The 19,162-nt window shown below is 45.5% G+C and carries 15 protein-coding genes; 12 read left to right on the top strand and 3 right to left on the bottom strand.

Annotation, left to right across the window (positions count from 1 at the left end; translation table 11 throughout):
• Positions 1–35 precede the first annotated feature (35 nt).
• The 5 genes from UNITIG_RS20020 to UNITIG_RS20000 all read left to right on the top strand — a co-directional run bounded on the left by UNITIG_RS20020 (position 36) and on the right by UNITIG_RS20000 (position 8,422).
• Complete coding sequence (locus UNITIG_RS20020) at positions 36–1,943, top strand: DUF3604 domain-containing protein (RefSeq protein ID WP_101760109.1); 1,908 nt, start codon at positions 36–38, stop codon at positions 1,941–1,943.
• Between the two features lie 259 nt (positions 1,944–2,202).
• On the top strand, positions 2,203–3,396 hold the full coding sequence (locus UNITIG_RS20015; RefSeq protein WP_101760108.1) for a lipid-transfer protein: 1,194 nt from the start codon (positions 2,203–2,205) through the stop codon (positions 3,394–3,396).
• 60 nt (positions 3,397–3,456) lie between these two features.
• Positions 3,457–4,221 (top strand): SDR family NAD(P)-dependent oxidoreductase, encoded by a 765-nt coding sequence (locus tag UNITIG_RS20010; RefSeq protein WP_101760107.1) that lies wholly within the window; start codon positions 3,457–3,459, stop codon positions 4,219–4,221.
• A gap of 262 nt (positions 4,222–4,483) precedes the next feature.
• Complete coding sequence (locus UNITIG_RS20005; protein ID WP_101760106.1) at positions 4,484–6,901, top strand: TonB-dependent receptor; 2,418 nt, start codon at positions 4,484–4,486, stop codon at positions 6,899–6,901.
• A 603-nt stretch (positions 6,902–7,504) separates the two neighbouring features.
• A complete protein-coding gene (locus UNITIG_RS20000; RefSeq protein ID WP_101760105.1) occupies positions 7,505–8,422 on the top strand; it encodes a phosphate/phosphite/phosphonate ABC transporter substrate-binding protein in 918 nt (305 codons plus the stop codon).
• 13 nt (positions 8,423–8,435) lie between these two features.
• Here the strand turns inward: UNITIG_RS20000 and UNITIG_RS19995 are convergent, their stop codons facing one another.
• Positions 8,436–9,272, bottom strand: coding sequence for a helix-turn-helix domain-containing protein (locus UNITIG_RS19995; protein ID WP_101760104.1), 837 nt, complete (start codon positions 9,270–9,272; stop codon positions 8,436–8,438).
• A gap of 145 nt (positions 9,273–9,417) precedes the next feature.
• On the opposite strand from UNITIG_RS19995, the gene UNITIG_RS19990 reads away from it, so the two are divergent.
• From UNITIG_RS19990 to UNITIG_RS19980, 3 genes are read left to right on the top strand one after another with little or no spacing between them, the layout of a single operon-like run.
• Positions 9,418–11,223, top strand: a complete 1,806-nt coding sequence (locus tag UNITIG_RS19990) for an acyl-CoA dehydrogenase (protein ID WP_101760103.1) — start codon at positions 9,418–9,420, stop codon at positions 11,221–11,223.
• Between the two features lie 51 nt (positions 11,224–11,274).
• The gene (locus tag UNITIG_RS19985) at positions 11,275–11,733 is read left to right on the top strand and encodes a MaoC family dehydratase (protein ID WP_101760102.1); all 459 of its coding nucleotides are present in this window, start codon (positions 11,275–11,277) and stop codon (positions 11,731–11,733) included.
• 49 nt (positions 11,734–11,782) lie between these two features.
• Complete coding sequence (locus UNITIG_RS19980; RefSeq protein ID WP_101760101.1) at positions 11,783–12,697, top strand: SDR family NAD(P)-dependent oxidoreductase; 915 nt, start codon at positions 11,783–11,785, stop codon at positions 12,695–12,697.
• A gap of 73 nt (positions 12,698–12,770) precedes the next feature.
• On the opposite strand, the gene UNITIG_RS19975 is transcribed toward UNITIG_RS19980, so the two are convergent.
• Positions 12,771–13,877, bottom strand: a complete 1,107-nt coding sequence (locus UNITIG_RS19975) for an alpha/beta hydrolase (RefSeq protein ID WP_101760100.1) — start codon at positions 13,875–13,877, stop codon at positions 12,771–12,773.
• Between the two features lie 485 nt (positions 13,878–14,362).
• On the opposite strand from UNITIG_RS19975, the gene UNITIG_RS19970 reads away from it, so the two are divergent.
• Positions 14,363–15,442, top strand: a complete 1,080-nt coding sequence (locus tag UNITIG_RS19970) for an AraC family transcriptional regulator (protein WP_101760099.1) — start codon at positions 14,363–14,365, stop codon at positions 15,440–15,442.
• 122 nt (positions 15,443–15,564) lie between these two features.
• On the opposite strand, the gene UNITIG_RS19965 is transcribed toward UNITIG_RS19970, so the two are convergent.
• Positions 15,565–16,443 carry a LysR family transcriptional regulator gene (locus UNITIG_RS19965; RefSeq protein ID WP_101760098.1) on the bottom strand — a complete coding sequence of 293 codons (879 nt, stop codon included), beginning with the start codon at positions 16,441–16,443 and terminating at the stop codon, positions 15,565–15,567.
• Between the two features lie 132 nt (positions 16,444–16,575).
• Here UNITIG_RS19965 and UNITIG_RS19960 point away from each other — a divergent pair, with 132 nt between their 5' ends.
• From UNITIG_RS19960 to UNITIG_RS19950, 3 genes are all read left to right on the top strand, one after another.
• Entirely contained in the window at positions 16,576–17,277 is a 702-nt protein-coding gene (locus UNITIG_RS19960) for a CoA transferase subunit A (protein WP_101760097.1), read from the top strand.
• 21 nt (positions 17,278–17,298) lie between these two features.
• Positions 17,299–17,961, top strand: a complete 663-nt coding sequence (locus tag UNITIG_RS19955) for a CoA transferase subunit B (protein ID WP_101760096.1) — start codon at positions 17,299–17,301, stop codon at positions 17,959–17,961.
• Positions 17,962–18,269: 308 nt separating this feature from the next.
• Positions 18,270–19,019: a VPLPA-CTERM sorting domain-containing protein gene (locus tag UNITIG_RS19950; protein WP_101760095.1), complete on the top strand. Its 750-nt coding sequence runs from the start codon at positions 18,270–18,272 to the stop codon at positions 19,017–19,019.
• The last annotated feature ends 143 nt before the right edge of the window (positions 19,020–19,162 follow it).

Below are 19,162 nucleotides of genomic sequence, written 5' to 3'. Positions count from 1 at the left end.
TAATGAATAATTTTGAAACACTTTGAAGGCTGCTTATGAATATTAAAAAACACTCAAAAATAACAGTTGCGATATTGCTGGGTTTATTTGCTCTAACCCAGTTGGTTATTCAGGCAGTCGCTGCAGAACAAACTGCTGCCATTAAATCAAGCAGTGGGCAGTCTTTTTCCCGCTATGCAGATCGTCAATATCCGACGAAATTACTGTGGGGTGATACGCATTTACACACCGGCTTGTCAGTGGATGCGAGAGCTTTTGGTGCCACTTTAACGCCCGCAGACGCTTTTCGTTTTGCCCGTGGCGAACAAATTACTTCCAGCCTTGGGGAAAAAATTCAACTGTCACGACCACTGGATTGGTTAGTTGTCGCTGATCACTCGGATGGTTTAGGGGCGATGAATGAGATTGTCGCTGGTAACCCTGGGTTATTGATCGACCCTAAAGTAAATAATTGGCATCAGCTGATTAGTGAGGGTGGGCAGTCAGCGTTTAAAGCAACAATGGATATAATTGCCACCATTTCCAGTGGCGATGTACCAGAGGTGCTGAAGGATCCTGATTTTGTGGGCACCATCTGGGAAGATTACGTCAATGTTGCGGATAGCTTTAATCAGCCGGGTACCTTTAGCGCAGTGATTGGTTATGAGTGGACATCGACAACCGGCGGAAATAATTTACACCGCAATGTTCTTTACCGCGATAGTGGTGAATACGCCAAACAATTACTGCCGTTTACGGCTGCAGAAAGTGATAATCCGGAAGATTTATGGCAATGGTTGCAGCGCTATGAAGATATAACCGGTGGTCAGATTTTGGCGTTAGCGCACAATGGCAACATCAGCAATGGCATCATGTTTCCTGAAATTAATCCTGCTAGTGGTCGCGCACTGGATAAAGATTACGCCGAAATGCGAGCGCGCTGGGAACCGCTTTATGAAGTAACTCAAATCAAGGGTGATGGTGAGACACATCCGTATTTATCACCTAATGACGAATTCGCCAATTATGAAACCTGGGATCAATCTAATTTGGGGCCGGTAAAGAAAAAACCCGACATGTTGCAATATGAATACGCCCGCGAAGCCTTGAAAAAGGGTTTAAAGCTGGAACAAAAATTGGGTGTGAATCCCTTTAAGTTTGGCATGGTGGGTTCTACGGACAGTCATACAGGGCTGGCGACTGCGCAAGAAAATAATTTTTTTGGTAAACATACTGGTGTTGAACCCGCTGCCAAGCGCTGGCAGAAACAAATTGGTCATTTTGGTGATGTGATCTTTATGGGTTGGACCATGGCGGCGTCAGGCTATGCGGCTGTATGGGCAGAAGATAATTCGCGCGAAGCAATTTTCGATGCGATGAAGCGCAAGGAAGTGTATGCCACTACCGGATCAAGAATCGCGTTACGCTTTTTTGGCGGCTGGGAATTTACTGCAGCGGACACGCTGGAGCGAATGCCGGAACGAGTAGGCTATCGCAAAGGCGTGCCGATGGGAGGAGATTTAACCCGCGGGCCAAAAAATAAAGCGCCCACTTTTTTGGTGGCAGCGATGAAGGATCCACTTAGCGGTAATTTGGATCGTGTTCAAATCATCAAAGGCTGGCTGGATAAACAAGGCCAGACCCATGAGCAAGTGTTTGATGTGGTGTGGTCGGATAATCGCAAACCAGATACGACCGGCAAGCTACCGGCAGTGGGTAATACCGTGGATATAGAGAGCGCAACCTGGACCAATACGATTGGTGCTACAGAGTTGTTAACGGTTTGGGAAGATCCGGATTTTGAGCCCAGGCAGCGCGCGTTTTATTACGCGCGGGTGCTGGAAATTCCTACACCGCGCTGGACTGCTTACGATGCCAATTTCTATCAAGAAAAGATGTCAGCTGAAGTGCCGATGGTGACGCAAGAGCGCGCGTACAGTTCACCCATTTGGTATACGCCCTAATCATTTCAATCGCCGCGCTTTATGTAGAGCGCAGCGAACAAAGTGACTTGTTATTCCAAATACTTATAGTTGTTGTTTTATTTGGCCCTTTTTTACTGTCAGCGTTGTCTTACCTTCAAAAATGGGTGATCGGCTTGTCACCAAATGTCAGTGAGCTGTCACCAAAAAACGAGTTTTTATCGAAGTGTGGCGTTAGTCTTTGGCGCAGATGTCCCGAAAAAAATAAAAGTGCCCATGTAATTTTGTATAGGAATAGAAAATGACAGAAAAAATTGTAGTTGCGGGTGTCGGCATGATTCCTTTCAAAAAGCCAGGCCAAAGTGATAGCTATGATGTGATGGGCTCGCTGGCGGTACAGAGCGCGTTAAAAGATGCCGGCCTCGAATACTCACAAATTCAATCAGCATTTGCCGGTTATGTGTATGGCGATAGCTGTGCCGGGCAAGCAGCGCTTTATCACGTAGGTATCACCGGTATCCCGATTGTTAACGTCAACAATAATTGCGCCAGTGGTTCCACGGCGTTCTCTTTGGCCTCGCAAGCGATTAAGCATGGCATCGTAGAGTGCGCATTAGCCGTTGGTTTCGAGCAAATGCAACCCGGGGCTATTGATCTGGTTTTTCCTGATCGTCCTGGCCCCGTTGATAGACACACCAAAGCCGCGGCAGATTTAGTTGGTTTGAGTGAGCAGGAGCGGCAGCTACCTCCTGCAGTACAGTTATTTGGTTGTCAGGTGGATCTCACCAAACAAGCGTATGGTATTGATGACGTTGTCATTGCTGAAATCAGTAAAAAAGCCAGACGCCATGCGCAGCATAACCCTTTTGCCATTTTTCGTGAGCCACTGACCACCGAACAGATTTTAGCGGGCGAGCCAGTGTTTCGAGGTTTACGTAAGCTTTACGCTTGTCCTCCCAGTTGTGGTGCCGCCGCCGTCATTGTTTGCACCGAGTCATTTGCCAAGCGGCATGGATTGGATTACAGCGTGCAAGTGATTGGGCAGGGTGCTTGCAGTGATAAAGCAGAGTTTTTTAAAGGCGATCCATTAGACATCATGTTCCGGGCACTGAGTCGCGATGCGGCAGATCAGGCTTATCAGCAAGCAGGCCTTGGGCCTGAAGATATAGATGTTATTGAGCTGCACGATTGTTTCACCAGTAATGAAATTTTAACCTATTCCGCTTTGAACCTCTGTGCTGATGGTGATATGGAAAAGTTTATTGTCGAAGGTCAAAACAGCTATGGCGGACAAGTGGTGGTTGGCCCCTCAGGTGGATTGTTAGCCAAAGGTCATCCATTGGGTGCGACCGGATTAGCGCAAATTACTGAATTAGTTTGGCACTTACGTGGTGTCGCCGGTGATCGACAAGTTGAAGGTGCGCGCACGGCATTGCAGCACAATGGCGGTTTGGGCAGTGCCGGCTTTGTTAATATTTTTCAAAAAACACATTAACTTTCAGAGCAACGTTAGGCGGCTGGTTGTAGCCGGTGGCAACAAAAAAGGTAATTATTAATGAGCGATTTTAATGGGAAAGTAGTCATTGTCACTGGCGCGGCTGGCGGTATCGGCAGAGCAACTGCCATTCAGTTTGCGCAGCAAGGTGCGAAGGTAGCGGTAGCAGATATCGATGAGCAGCGGGTCAATGAAACCGCAGCAATGATTGGCGACAATGCGCTTGCACTTACTGTTAATGTTGCTTCTGCAGATTCCTGTCAGGCGATGGTAGCAAACACGGTTGCGAAGTTTGGTCGCCTGGATATTATTTTTAATAACGCGGGTATTTCTGGCGAGCGTGCCTATACGGCGAATCAAACTCTCGAGGCCTGGCACAAGGTTATTGATATCAATCTCAATGGTGTTTTTTACTGCACGAAATTCGCCTTACCGGAAATGTTAAAAGTGGGTAGCGGGGTGATTGTGAATACCGCGTCGATTGATGGCCAGATCGGGATGGCAACGATTCCACATTATTGTGCTTCCAAGCACGCTGTTATCGGTCTGACTAAATCCTGTGCTATTGAATATGGTCCTCAAAATATTCGCTGTGTGGCGATTGCGCCAGGCTATGTGAATACCCATTTGACCCAGTCGGCCTTTAATGAAACTGAAGCTGCGATCATGACCTCTATGATTCCGCAGCGGCGTGCGGCTGAACCCGATGAGGTTGCGAATTTAGTGTTGTGGCTGGCATCGGATAAGGCGTCTTATGTGACTGGTTCAACACACACGATAGATGGCGGAATAACCGCTGGCTTTGGGGATATGCGATCAGCGTAACCTACAGAATTTATGAAACTAGAATTAGTTAATTGTATTTTGACGTAATGGTGGACTTTATCTAATGGGACATTTTTATTCGCTGTCCCCAGTTGTCAATAAACTGTCCCCTGTTATCCAGTTTCAATTAACGAGTTGTTTAAGATGTATTCAGTCAGGTGAAATTGTAGTGCTGCTTATGGACCTGACGGAAACGAATTGCCAGTAAGAAGTATTGAATCAATGCACCTTACTAAACAGTTTTCAATTGGAGATTATATAAATGAGTGATAACAAAAAATCCAAAACCCTTCTGGCTGCAGCCATTAGTTTAGTGATTGCGGGTCAAGCCAGTGTGGCCTCGGCCGGTAGTTTAACCATTGAAGAGATCGTTGTAACGACCACTAAACGCCTGGAAGCGCTGCAAGACGTTTCTGTCTCTGTTTCTACGGTTGATACCGAGTTTATGCAAATAGCCGGTATCTCTGATATTGAAGATGTCTCAATGCATGTACCGTCGCTGACGGTATCGACTAACTCCAGCCCCTGGAATACCAGCTTCCGTATGCGCCGCATTGGTAACGAGGGCAACATCCCTACCTTTGAACCGGACACCGGTTTATTTATTGATGGCGCTTTCCGTTCACGCTCCGGCTTAGGTCTTGGCGATCTGGTGGATATCGAGCGTATCGAAGTACTGAAAGGCCCACAGAGTACCCTGTACGGTAAAAACGTTACCGCCGGTTTGATCAGTGTCACCACCAAAGCGCCGACCGAAGATTTTGAAGCGATGCTGGAAGGTTCGGTGGGTGAGGATGATTTATACGTTGCCAAAGGCTTTGTGTCTGGCGGATTGGCCGAGAATGTGTTTGGCCGTTTAACGTTTTCCCATTCCGAACATGATGCGTTGATGGACAATGCCTCTGGTGAGGATGCCAACGAACTTAATAGCACATCTCTGCGTGGGCAACTGGTACTGGAACCAAGTGAAGATTTAGCGATTCAATTAACACTGGGTGCGGTAGAGCGCGACTTTAATGGTTTGGTCGGTGAGCCGGAGTTTTCAACTACGGCACAAGCAGTTTTTGCGCAGGCGCAGCGCTTTCCAACCATCTCCAATGCCACGCCATTGGCTGATAACAAATTGGGAAATTACAAAATTGATTACCACCCTGACACCAGTACCTTTAATCAGGAATCTTATGAATTCATCGCTACTGTGGATTACTATATTGGCGATGTGATGCTTACATCGATCAGCAGCTATGACGAATACGACGTTGTTTCGCATCAGCAATCGGCGGCGCAGTCCCCTATAGATATCCTCTCGTTCCGGGATGACACTTCGGGTTATTCCTGGAGCCAGGAATTCCGTTTGACCGGTGAAAGTGGCGATTCGCTGGAATGGATCACCGGTATTTTCGCTTACCACAATAACTTCCAGCGCGGCACCGATAACAAGCCTGAGTTTGTGATGGGGGCTGATATTGAAGAATTGGGTTTTGCGTTGCTGGCACCTAATCTCACCACCCAGTTAGGCGCTGATCCCATAGCTACCTCGATTCTTCTGGGCAGCGGTAACCCGATTGCTAACGGTTTAGGTGTGGCGGGTGATACCGGTGATTTCTACAATGAGCAGGATACCGATACCTTTGGTATTTTTGGTCAGTTTACCTGGAGTATCACGGCTGACTTATCAATGACAGCGGGCTTGCGCTACAGCTACGAAGAGAAAGACGCCACACTGATTACTTCTTATACCAATAGTCCTTTGGCTACAGCAGCGGCACCTGCCTTTGCGTTACCGTTAGCGGCCCCTGGCGGTCTAGCAGGTCTTTTGGCCCCGGATAATAGCTGGGCGCCGGATGATTCATGGGATGCGATTACCGGTAACGTAACTCTTGAATATCATGTCAATGACGACGTAATGATTTACGGTACTCTGGCACACGGTTTTAAAGCCGGTGGTTTTAATCTGGGTTTTGGTACCTTGCCTAATGAGCAGCGCCCCTTTGATGAAGAGACTGTGGACACGCTGGAGTTTGGTTGGAAGACCCAGTTTTACGATAACCGTTTACAGGTCAATGGTTCGGTCTTTCACACCGAATACACCGACTTTCAATCAGCGGCGTTTCAGGGTTTGACCTTTTTGGTTAACAACGCGGAGCAAGTGGATAACACCGGTGTTGAATTCGACGGTTTGTTTTTAGTATCAGAAAGTATCAGCGTGAATTTTGCAGTGTCCTACGTTATTGCTGAATACGATGAATACACACGCGGTTCCTGTTATATCGGTAGAGCGCCGGACAGTGCTACCCAAGCAGACAAGTGTGATTTGAGCGGTGAGGAATTACCGTTTGCACCACGCTGGAAAGCTAATAGTGGTATTCAATATGAAGCGCCAATGGGAGCCGGTGATTTTTATAGCCGCGTCGATATTGCCTGGGTAGGCAAGCATAACCCCAGCTCGGAATTGGATCCGCGTCATAAGCAAAGCGATTATGCGATGGGGAATGTCAAGCTAGGCTGGCGCACAGAGAATCTGGATGTATCCCTGTGGAGTAAGAACTTCACCGATCAATCCTATGCGATTCAATATGCACCGGATAACTTAATGAGTGGTGTTACCAGAGCTGGTTCTCATCAGGGTTTCTTTAATGACCCACGCTCTACAGGTGTCACTGTTCGCTACGATTTTTAAAGTTTAAACCTGGTTACAGCGGGTGAGGTTTCACCCGCTTTTTTATGTATTTTCACTGGTGGAATAATCGAGGAAAGATAATTAGGCTCTAATATTCGACATCATCGCTTGCCAATAATGCTATGACAGTAGTGAGTTAATTATTGGGTATGTTTGTCAGATGAATTACAGTGTTAATGCAAATGATTGCCCATTGTCACCCCCGCCCCTTTTTTCTATCGTAAAACCAATAGCTCTGTTTACTACAATTTTTAATCATCGCGAATGAGTGTGCTGATGGTTAGATGTATTTCTCCTGATTTTTAACAGGGAAAATTAACCTTAGTCAGACAATAAAAACTGTTAGTGTATTTTAAATGTGATTTACTAAACAGAATTTAGTAATAATAAGGCCGGGTTAAAGCGTTAATGACTCTAAATGGTGTGTGTAGTTTGTTAGCGACGTCATTCCGGTGATGGCCCAAGGTTATGTAGGTGGAGTCAGCTACTTTTGTTTCTGATAATAGACAAGGACTACTAAATTCACGTAGTCTGTTTAACCTGTGTTGTAGTAATCTATAAACTAGAGTGAAGTTATAAGCTAAATATTGGGAATGAACGTCTATGCGCGCCAATATGAAGTTGCTGCTATGGGTCAATGTGTTGGTAAATGAAGTTCATCGGTGTTTAGTCCTGATAATAGGCTGGTCCTTGCTGATGAGTTTGTCGTTAGCTTCCATGGCAGAGAGCCCGGCATTGAATGTTGAGCGCGAAATCAGCATCAGAAGTTTTCCTTTTTTTAATAATAAATTAGCACAAGGCTGGTGGCAGCCGTTACGGCAGCATATTTATACTAATACTGGCTTAACAGTCCGTATTTCAATACCGGATGATTATGCGGCTTTATTCGATGAGGCTGCTAACGGTAAGTATGATTTGTATTTGGTTCCAGACCATTTTGTTCCATTAATGGTAGAGAGAGATACTGTAAAACCGCTGCTAGCGATAAATTTAAATTCACAACCCAGAATTATTTATCGTAGAGATGAGGGCATAGAAGATGTCACTCAACTGCGTGATAAATGTATTGCCATGCCTGATAAAATATCGATGGCGTCAATGTGGGCTGAGGAATGGTTGCTTACAAAACAAATAAGCTATCAGGTGATGCGGCTTCCCAATTTTCCAGCGGTGGTTATGAGTGTGATTTCTGGCCAGTGTGAAGCTGGTGTTATCACTTCCAGTGCGCTAGGCAGTCAGCCACCTGCGTTCCAAAGATTAATCAGGGTTGAAGAAATTCCTACCAGCGATAAGTACTGGGCAGGAATAGGAATTGTTGCCAATGATGCTCTTGATATCGAGCTGGCGCAAAGAATTCAAACGGCGTTGTTAACTTTTGGTAAAACACCAGCCACAATAGATTATATTAAAAATCCCTTTTATTCAGTGCCAGTTATCATGGATAACAACAGGGTGGAGTATTTTTCAAAGCAGTACAAAGCCTTATTACCCGCATTAAAACATGAGTTGGTAGTGGAATAATTTTTCCTATCGCTCAATAGTAAAGTAAAGGATGTTTTAGGTTGTCATTGATAAGTGAGTCGATAACTGCTTGTTCATTTTCAGGATAAAGTGTCTGGATGGTTAAGTTGGGTTCAGACGCATAGGCAGTGGTACCGAGTGCCCCTACCGTTGAACTCACACTAAAAAATCGCTGAAGTTTGCCGTTAATCTCCATTTGTACTTTAAAACTGGCCATGGGTTCCAGCTTGCTGGCGCGTTGCTGCCAGTCATGAGGGACGCTGGGATGCTTGGCTAATTTAAGCGGTAAGGCTTTGTCTTGTTCTTTGTCACTAAATAAACTTTGTTGGGTGAGAGACATGAGGATTACCGATAAAGTATCTTCCCAGTTGCTAATAATATTTCCCGCGCCTTCACGACTAAAAATAAAATCATAAAAGTTACTCACCTGATTTAATTCTTTGGTGTTTACACTGTTACTAAAAAAACTGACCCAGCCACGATTAACCATCAGGATATTACTGGATCTATCGAGTAAAGTGGTGGGGTAGGGGTCTAGTGCCCGCAGGTTCATAGTCATGGCTTTACGTAGCCATTTTAATTCTGCGGAGTGAAAATCCACGGGTTTTTCTATGGCGGCGTAACCTGCTGAAATTAATAGATGATTACTATCCCTGTCACCAAGTTTGAGGGCTTTGGCAATTTCAATCACCATGCTTTCACTGGGACGGCTGCTGCCATTTTCCAAGCGGCTGATATGACGTGGTGAACTATCCAGCCGCTCGGCTAATTGTTGCTGACTGACACTATGCACTGCTCGCCAGAATTTCAGAAAGCGACTAAAGGGGAGTTGGAGGTGAGTCTGCTGCAAAAGTAAATCTCTAGTGTCAGTTAATAACCTATCGACGGATTGTTCTCATAGATGTTGTAATAAGCCAGACATCAGATGTCATGGTAACGTCCGGGGCGTTGGTGGACAATAGCGGACATCATTCGCCAAACTTCAGGGTTTTACCATGGCTGCTCCAATCCTTGATCGCCGCGATCTGGAATTTATGCTCTATGAGCTATTTGATACTGAAGCCCTCACCCAGCGGCCCCGGTATGCCGACCATAATCGTGAAACTTTCCAAGCGGCAATGGATACCGCCCAGACTATCGCTGAAAAATATTTGTTACCTAATCGATTGAAGGTAGATCAACACCAGCCTACTTTTGACGGTGATAGGGTGCAGATGATTCCTGAGATTAAAGTCGCTTTGGATGCCATTGCCAGTGCCGGGTTGATCTCTCCCGGTGCTGATTACGATGACGGTGGGATGCAGTTGCCGGCTATCGTCAGTGCAGTTGCCAATGGCTATCTAACCGCTGCGGGCAGTACCACAATTGGTTACATCAGTCTGACCAACGCTAATGCGAATTTAATTGATGCCTATGGTAGTGATGCACAAAAGCGGCTATGGGTTGAACCTATGCGCTGTGGTCGCTTTGCTGGCACCATGGCTATGACTGAAGCCCATGCGGGTTCGGGTTTGGCGGATTTAACGACCATCGCGGAAAAAAATGAAAGTGGTGAATATTTCATTACTGGCAATAAAATCTTTATTTCCGGTGGCGATCACGATCTCAATGAAAATATTGTGCACTTGGTATTGGCACGGATTAAAGGTGCGCCCAAAGGGGTGAAAGGGATTTCGCTGTTTATTGTGCCCAAGTTTTTAGTCAATGCCGATGGTTCAATGGGTAAGCGCAATGATGTCAATCTTGCGGGGCTGTTTCACAAAATGGGTGGGCGCGGGCAAACCTCAACCTCGCTCAGTTTTGGTGAGAAGGGTGGCGCTGTAGGCTATTTGGTGGGCGAGGAGCATAAAGGTTTACGTTATATGTTCCATATGATGAATGAAGCGCGGGTGATGGTGGGTAGCGGCGCGGCCTTACTGGCATTAACCGGTTATCAATATTCTTTGGATTACGCCAAAGAACGCCCTCAGGGTCGCTTGGCTTCTTCCAAAGACCCCGCGTCAAAGCCCGTTAATATCATTGAACACGCTGATGTCAGGCGCATGTTACTTGCACAAAAAGCTTATGCAGAAGGTGCATTCTCATTGTGTTTATTAGGGGCTCAACTAGCCGATGATGAAAAAACGGCCGCTACCGAACAAGAGCGTCAGCGCGCGCATTTACTGCTGGATTTTTTAACACCGATGATTAAAACCTGGCCGTCTGAGTATGGACCTAAAGCGAATAGTCTGGCGATTCAGGTATTAGGTGGACACGGTTATATTAGCGAGCATCCGGTGGAAATGCTTTATCGGGATAATCGCCTTAACCCGATCCACGAAGGTACTACGGGTATACAGTCCTTGGATTTGCTCGCACGTAAAGTACCGATGAATAATATGGCAGGTTATTTAGCGGTCATTGAGGAAATGGAAAAAACTTGTAGTCAGGCGCGTAGTGATGTTGAGCTCAGCGCTTATGCCGATGAACTGTCAACCGCTATTGCAACACTAAAACAAACTACTGAGGCCTTGCTCGGTGCCATGATGACTAAAAATATCGATTTGGCATTATCAAACTCAGTTAAATACCTGGAGTTGTTTGGCAATATCGTCATTGCCTGGATGTGGTTGCGTCAAGGTATTGTGGCAAATCAGGGCTTGGCGAATAAACCGCACCAAGCAGATGAGAAATTCTATCGTGGCAAATTACAGGCATTAAAGTATTTCTTCAAATTTGAACTGCCTGAAATATATGCCTGGGCTAACTTACTAACCGGGATGGATAGCACCAGTTTTGATATGGATCCCCAGTGGTTCTAAATCATTAGCGAATAAACAGTACTTAAAAACAATAGGAAAAGGAGTGGTGCAATGGCACAAATTATTAAGCGTGATGAGGTGTCTAATTATGTGGGCTTTAGCAGTGAACCCTCAGAGTGGTTTACCGTTACTCAGGATCAAATTAATCAGTTTGCGGATTGCACGCTCGATCAACAATTTATTCATGTCGATCCTGTGGCAGCAAAAGAAGGACCATTTGGTGATACCATCGCCCATGGTTTTTTGACCCTGTCGATGTTGACGCATTTTGCAAAAGGGTTTTCGATGGTTATCGAGGGTGCCCATACGTTGGTCAATTACGGTTTTGATAAAGTACGTTTTTTAACACCAGTGAAAGTGAATAGTCGAGTTCGTGGCAGAGCGACGTTTGCAGCTATCGAAGAAAAAAATCCCGGTCAATTTTTATTACGTTTACAAGTAACCGTTGAGATTGAAGGGGAAGATAAGCCAGCATTGATTGCCGAGTGGATTACAATGCAGATGCTTTAATCTAAAGGTTTATTAAGAAACTACTGAAAGAAACAGGTTGAATAAAATTATGACAATTAATTTTGCAGGAAAGGTCGCTATCGTAACCGGTGCGGGCAATGGTTTGGGTCGCTCGCACGCATTAGAGCTTGCCGCTCGCGGTGCCAAAGTCGTGGTTAACGATTTGGGTGGAGCACGTGATGGCAGTGGTGGCGGTTCGGCTGCAGCGCTGGAAGTGGTTGCCTTAATCGAAGCGAACGGTGGTGAAGCCATCGCCCACGGAGCCAACGTCGCCAGCTTTGATGAAGTCGAGGATATGGTCAAACAAGCGTTAGCAAAGTGGGGGCGGGTTGATATTTTAATCAATAACGCCGGTATTTTGCGTGATAAATCTTTTTCAAAAATGGCGCTGGATGATTTTCGTTTAGTGATGGATGTGCATCTCATGGGGTCAGTGAACTGCTGTAAAGCAGTATGGGAAATCATGAAAGCCCAGACTTATGGTCGTATAGTGATGACCACTTCTTCGAGTGGTATGTACGGTAATTTTGGCCAGACGAATTATGGTGCTGCGAAAATGGCCGTGTTGGGTTTGATGAATACGTTGGTTTTGGAAGGAGCTAAATACAATATTCGAATTAATGCATTAGCCCCAACGGCAGGAACCCGTATGACTGAAGACTTAATGCCGCCAGAGGTATTGGCGATGTTAACCCCTGAAGCCGTCACTGCGGGTGCCTTAACCTTGTGTCACGATGATGCGCCTAACCGGATGATTTTATGCGCGGGCGCCGGTGGTTTTGCCACTACCCGTTTATTTGAAACCGAAGGCGTGTATTTAGCTCCCGCAGATCAAACACCCGAAAATGTGTTAGTACACTGGGCGCAGATTAATGACTTGGCTGATCAACGTGAGTTGACAGAGGGATTGAAACAGTCGGAGAAGTTTTTAGGTAAGGCGTTCAATCATCTGCAATCAGAATAATGGCTGATTGTTTGTAGCAAAAAAAAACCGGCCGAAGCCGGTTTGATCTACTTAGTTGATCCCTAACTTGGTATTACAGTGAGTCCATAAAATCACGTAGTTCGTATTTGAACAGACTCTTTTGCTTGCTGGAGGAAATCTCAGCTTCGCCATCACCTGCTTGCTCACCGTAGTTGCCGAATTGGGCGTGGTTACCGCCTTCAATTTCAACCACTTCAGTATCCGCTGGTAATAACGCCAATGACGTAATAACTTCCTCTGGTGTTTCTATCAGGTCGTTAGTTGCGTAAATGGTAATTGCTTTAATACCGGTAGCTTGCATTGGCAGTGCGGGTTCTGAGCCTAATAAGATCAAGCCCTGCACCAGTCCTGGGTTGCTGGAGATAAACAAACTACCAATAACGCCACCTAAAGAGTGACCACCGACTGCCCATTTTTCCATGCCGGGATTGGCCAGAATCGGTTCAATCGCCGCCATTGGATTGGTTTGGATAATCTCCACACCATCACCTTTGATAATGAACGCATCTTGTTGAGTGATACATAAGTTGCGGGCAACTTTTGCATACGCTTCAGCGGCGACACCACCACCAGCGTACAGAACCACGCCACGATTATCACGACGATCGGCATTGGTGCGAACAAAACTGTAGTAATTACCATGATCGGTAACCGTACACAGTGAATCGCTGTCCAGTGCGCGTAATGCGGTGCTATCCGGGCCTGCGATACCGGGTACAGGATCTGGATCAGGGATGGGGTCTGGATCGGGCGTAGGATCTGGGTCAGGAGTCGGGTCTGGATCCGGGGTTGGATCAGGATCAGGCGTTGGATCAGGGTCGGGAGTAGGATCGGGATCAGGCGTTGGCGCAGGGTCTTGCCATTCACCATTTTGGAAACCACAGCCGAAAGACAGGCTACTGGCACTGCCTTCCAGGTAGTGAATGGAGCTGCTTGGCGTTACGCAGCTACCGACAATATTGGAGATATCACAGGCATTAGCGCTCCAATCGCCATCAACACCATCGCAGTATGTTTGATTAACGGTTTCCTCACAGACGTTAAAACTACCGCCAGGAGATGATTGTACATACAGGCAGCTATCAGCGTTGGCATTTATGGCGGCAGCCATAAGTGCGGTACCGACGGCGACACCGAGAGAGAGTTTTTTAATAATCATGATTATTACCTTTTTACTTGGGTTAGCTATTATTAGAATCCGAAGTTCGTCGTGTGAGTGGTAAGGCTGGTTTTTCCGTTCACAATGACGAATACCGAAAATAAAGTCTGGGCAATACGGGGTCGCCCAAATACATGTTGTTAGACGTAAGGATGCATAAGCTTTTGATTATTAATGAAATTTTAAATTAAAAGTTTTGAGGCGGTGACGTCCAAGATTACGTTTGTAAATTTCCACCTGATATTGGACGCTTATTGGGCGTGCTTTATATAGGGTGGGATAGAGAAAATAATGGCATAGCGGTTTGGCTGGATAGGTTTTAACGATTGCTACGATTGGTTAGACTCGGTGATCGCTGGGATAAAAAATAAGATTAATAATTTATTATATTGCTCGTCCATCTCTCATTCTTGAGAAGCTAATTTTATTTGGGCTGGGTTGAAAATGGACTGTTGCACTACTGTTGATTAAAAAGGATAGAAGCCTTGATTGCACTGGTGACCTTATTTCAATTTACGTTATTTGTGCTCTGTAGCCTGTTGGCAAGTTTTGTCATCGCACAAAAAAAGTCAGCCGCTATGGCAGGCTTATTTTTTACTATTGGCCTGCACGCCGGTTTTATTGGTTTGGAAAATTATTACGGGGTTAAATGCTTTGATCATGCCTCAGCATTGATGTTGCTATATGGCCCTTTTTTATATTTGTCAGTGATAGGGATTTTGAGTAAAAAGCTATCAATGTCGCGTAGCGACTTTTGGCACCTGTTGCCCTATGGATTTGCAATGTTGTTATGGTCTGTGGGGTTGTTTAGCGATAATACTGTTATCACTCTCGCGGTTTTTAGTCAGGGTATTTATATTGGTCTGAGTTTTTTGCAAATTAGACGATTTAGATTAGTAGTATCCCACACAAAATCCATTGTGTTGCCTGATGCCTACCAATGGTTAAATACTGCAGTGCAGATTTTTGCGGTAACGTATATCTTTATGTTTGTGCGTATGGGCTTAGGTTTTTATCTGGCTAAAGAGATAACCGATCAACTCGATTTCGCTTTTTTTATTATCGCCTCCAGCTGGTTTTCGTTGCTAATCTTTAAAGGTCTGGGGTCAGCAGAGTTTATCCCGACTATAGAAGCGGAGGATGAAGACTTGAGTCAGCATCTGTCTAGCAATATGGTGCATTTACCTAATCATCAGCATCAACAAGTATTGCAAAAGATAAATGCTTTTATGGCAGAAAAAAAACCTTATGTTGATCCACAAATTACGCTTAAGGAATTTGCCGAGCAGCTACGGCTCCCGGCCCGACAGTTGTCGGAAGCTATTAATGATCAATATAAAATCAGTTTTTCCGAATTTATCAATCGTGCTCGGGTACAGGAAACCCAGCGTTTAATGACAGCAGCAGGGTGGTCAGAACATTCGCTATTGGATATTGCGCTGGCAGCGGGGTTTAATTCCAAGTCATCGTTTAATTTAATGTTCAAGCGGATAACCGGGAGTACGCCTTCGGCTTATCGAAATTCCCTGCAAATGCCGGAGTTAGTGAGGCAATCAAGCCGGTGAGGCCTTAAGAGCTAGATGTATTTTCTACCCAAAGCCTGACTCTGCTATAAGCTGTTGTTGCATCAGGGTGAGGAAAATACGTGTAAGAAACCAGCATTTTATCGTCAGTTGGTTAATAGTGTTCAAGTAACGATAGCGTCCAGCATCGATTTAGCTGCGGAAGATAGTGGCTGGCGACTACGGGTGATAACACCAACATTGCGATTAATGATGGGGCCTTTTACCGGCCTGCATTGTGCGCCAAGTTCATGCATTTGGTCTTCGCTGAGAGAGGGGACTACGCTCACACCAAGGCCTTGTGCAACCATCCGGCCGATGGTCGCTAATTGATGCGCTTCGAATACCGGTGCCAAGCTAATATTATAATTTTCAAGTATTTCGTCGATAAGCAGCCGAATGCTGGATGGTCTTTGTAAGGCGATAAAAGGCAGGCCAGTCAGGTTGCTCCATTTTAGTGTTTTCAGTGCAAGTAACGGGTGTTCTTGCGGTAATACCGCCACAAATCTATCGAGAAATAGTGGCGTGAAATTTAAATCCTGCTGCTCCCCAGGGTCAAAGGTTATCCCTATTTCCGCGTGACCACTGCGTACCATATTGACAACATTTTCTGAAATTACATCATGCACGGTAATATTGATATCGGGAAATTGCTGATGATAGCGGTTGAGTAAAGCGGGGAGTAGGCTGCTAGCAAAAGTGGGCATGACAGCAATATCCAGCTTGCCGCGTCGAAGCGAGAATAAGTTGCTGACATCTTGCAGGGAGTTCTCCCAATCAGCAAGCAGGCGTTTAGCGACAGGATAAAACTGTTCTCCCTCCGGGCTGAGCACAACTGATCGTGTGGTTCTGGTAATCAGTTGACCGCCGATGGCCTCCTCCAGTTTTTTAATACTAATGCTTAGCGCGGGCTGGGACAGGTGCAGCTCAGCGCAGGCTTCGGCAAAGCTATGGGCTGTAGCCACAGCTACAAAGGACTGGATTTGCTTGATGGTGATATTCATTTATTAAATTTATCAATAGTTAGTATATTTAAATTTGTTAAATATAATTTTATTCCGTAGTCTTTGTAAAGTGATAGTTTATTCGCGTTGATGTTACGAGCGTAGCGTGAGCGCAAGATCCCGGAGGCGATGATGGCAGGCTTTGATAAAGTGGTGACAAGTTACGAGGAGGCAATGGCAGGGCTTGAGGATGGCATGACGGTGATTGCCGGTGGTTTTGGCCTGTGCGGTATTCCTGAAAACCTGATTAAGGAAATTCAGCGCAAAGGAACAACCGGTCTCACCATCGCTTCCAACAACTGTGGTGTTGATGGCGAGGGTTTGGGCTTGCTGCTGATTAATAAACAAATCAAAAAAATAATCGCTTCCTACGTTGGGGAAAATGCCTTGTTTGAATCGCAAATGATGAGCGGAGAGCTGGAGGTTGAGCTGACGCCGCAGGGAACACTGGCTGAGAAAATGCGCGCAGGTGGTGCGGGTATTCCGGCATTTTATACGGCTACTGGTTATGGCACTTTGGTTGGTGAGGGCAAAGACGTTCGCGAGTTTAATGGTCGACATTACATTCTGGAAGAATCCCTGCAGGGGGATTTCTCGATTGCCAAAGCGTGGAAAGCGGATCGTCATGGTAATTTGGTGTTTAGAAGAACCGCCAGAAATTTTAATCCCATGGCGATTACCGCCGGTAAGATTGCCGTTGTTGAAGTAGAAGAAATTGTCGAGGTCGGAGCAATAGATCCCGATCAGGTGCATCTACCGGGTATTTATGTTGATCGGTTGATACAGGGTACATTCAAGAAAACCATAGAGCAAAGAACGGTACGTTCGGCTTAAGGCTTAGAGAGGAGAGTAGCGATGGCTTTAACCCGGGAACAGCTGGCACAACGACTGGCACAGGAATTCAAAGACGGTTATTACGTCAATTTAGGGATTGGCATTCCTACGCTGGCGGCTAATTATGTGCCGGATAATGTCTCTGTGATGCTGCAGTCAGAGAACGGTATTTTAGGTATGGGCCCATTTCCATTGGAAGGTGAGGTCGACGCTGATGTAATTAATGCGGGTAAGCAAACAGTAACGTTGTTGGATGGGGCATCAATTTTTTCATCGGCTGAATCATTTGCGATGATTCGCGGTGGCCATGTTGACCTAACGGTACTGGGCGCTTTTGAAGTTGACTGTCACGGTAATATCGCCTCTTATATGATTCCAGGCAAACTTATCAAAGGCATGGGCGGGGCGATGGATTTAGTGGCCGGAGCAGAAAATATTCTGGTGGCTATGACGCATTCATCGAAAAACGGTGAGTCCAAATTATTAAAGCAATGTACCTTACCGCTGACCGGGAAGGCGTGTATTAAAAGAGTGTTAACGGATTTAGCATTGCTTGATATTGAAGATGGGAAATTTATTTTACGTGAGCGTGCGCCCGGCGTGAGTGTTGAAGAAATCCAGCGGCTGACGGCAGGGGAATTGGTGATACCTGAAGATGTTACGGAAATGGTTTTTAACGTATAGGTGCAGTAACGCAGGCTTGATCTGACAGGCTGCAGCTATTGTCTTAAAACAAGCTGAGTTATATGTAAGATCAACAATGTCCGGTATCAAGGCGGAAGAAGCATGGACCAGTTTTTCTCTTTTGCTAACTTTTGACCCTTAACAGCCTGAGGGCTGTTAAGGCCCTGCGGGCTTCGCCTTCGGCTCGGTCCAAACGCTATGCGCGTTTGTGACCCTTATCTGACATTTACAGAGCTCAGAATTAATGGCATATTATCTTTACAAAAATGAACCACCATAAAAATAATTGCTGCAATGGAGTGTCCCTCATGATGAAGTTAATTTTGAGCCTTTTTGGTCTAATCCTTCCTTTTTACGCTAAAGCTGCGCCACTTAGCATCATTGATATTTGCAACCCTTCATTAGGCTGTTATATCCAAAGCGTATTGGGGGCGACTGCCAATGCAACTTTTTATACCGCTAATGATCAGTATGGTTTGAGCGTTTATACTGAATACAATCTTGGTGCCAGCTCTAATCATTATGATCCGGGCACTGAATATGGCTATCCGCCTGTTAGAACATCTTTATCTGGCAGCGTTTTTTTAAGATCGCAATTTCAATACCTTGCTTCCGATTCTTCGTTTAGAGTGAGCTTGATTGATTCGGGGCCTAGCTGGCAAGGAACGCCTTTTAGAACCACAAATTTTGATTTAAGCTTTGAAGCATTACTTGCTGGCTATGGGTACGAATATAATAGTGGTGGTGCTGGAGAAATAGACCCTGAAGAAGGAGTTTATTATGGCAATATGCAATCAGATAAATGGTTACATTCTTGTATAGAGTGCGGCTGGGATATTGATATACAGCTAATAGATATGCTGTATAGCTTTAATGGCAGTTATTTCCAGTTCAACGTTAATCCTTTTGATGATCGTGAGCTGTTATATAAGGATCAGACCACATATTACTACAACGACATAACGACCTATAGCTTGTCTGACGTACCTGTTCCTGCGGCGGCATGGTTGTTTGGTTCAGCATTGGTTGGACTGGCTGGAATAAAACGTAAGAAATAAACCAAGTAAGTTAAACGACTAAGGCTCCACTTTTGGGGCCTTCTTCATTTCTGCTAATGACCGTAGTTGGCACAGAAGCGTACATCGCTCCTGATTGCGCCCTTGGTGGCTACGTGACCCTTAACAGCCTGAGGGCTGTTAAG

The organism is Oceanicoccus sp. KOV_DT_Chl (genome assembly GCF_900120175.1).
Lineage (GTDB): Bacteria > Pseudomonadota > Gammaproteobacteria > Pseudomonadales > Dasaniaceae > Oceanicoccus.
This window is presented reverse-complemented; position numbering and strand designations above follow the sequence as displayed.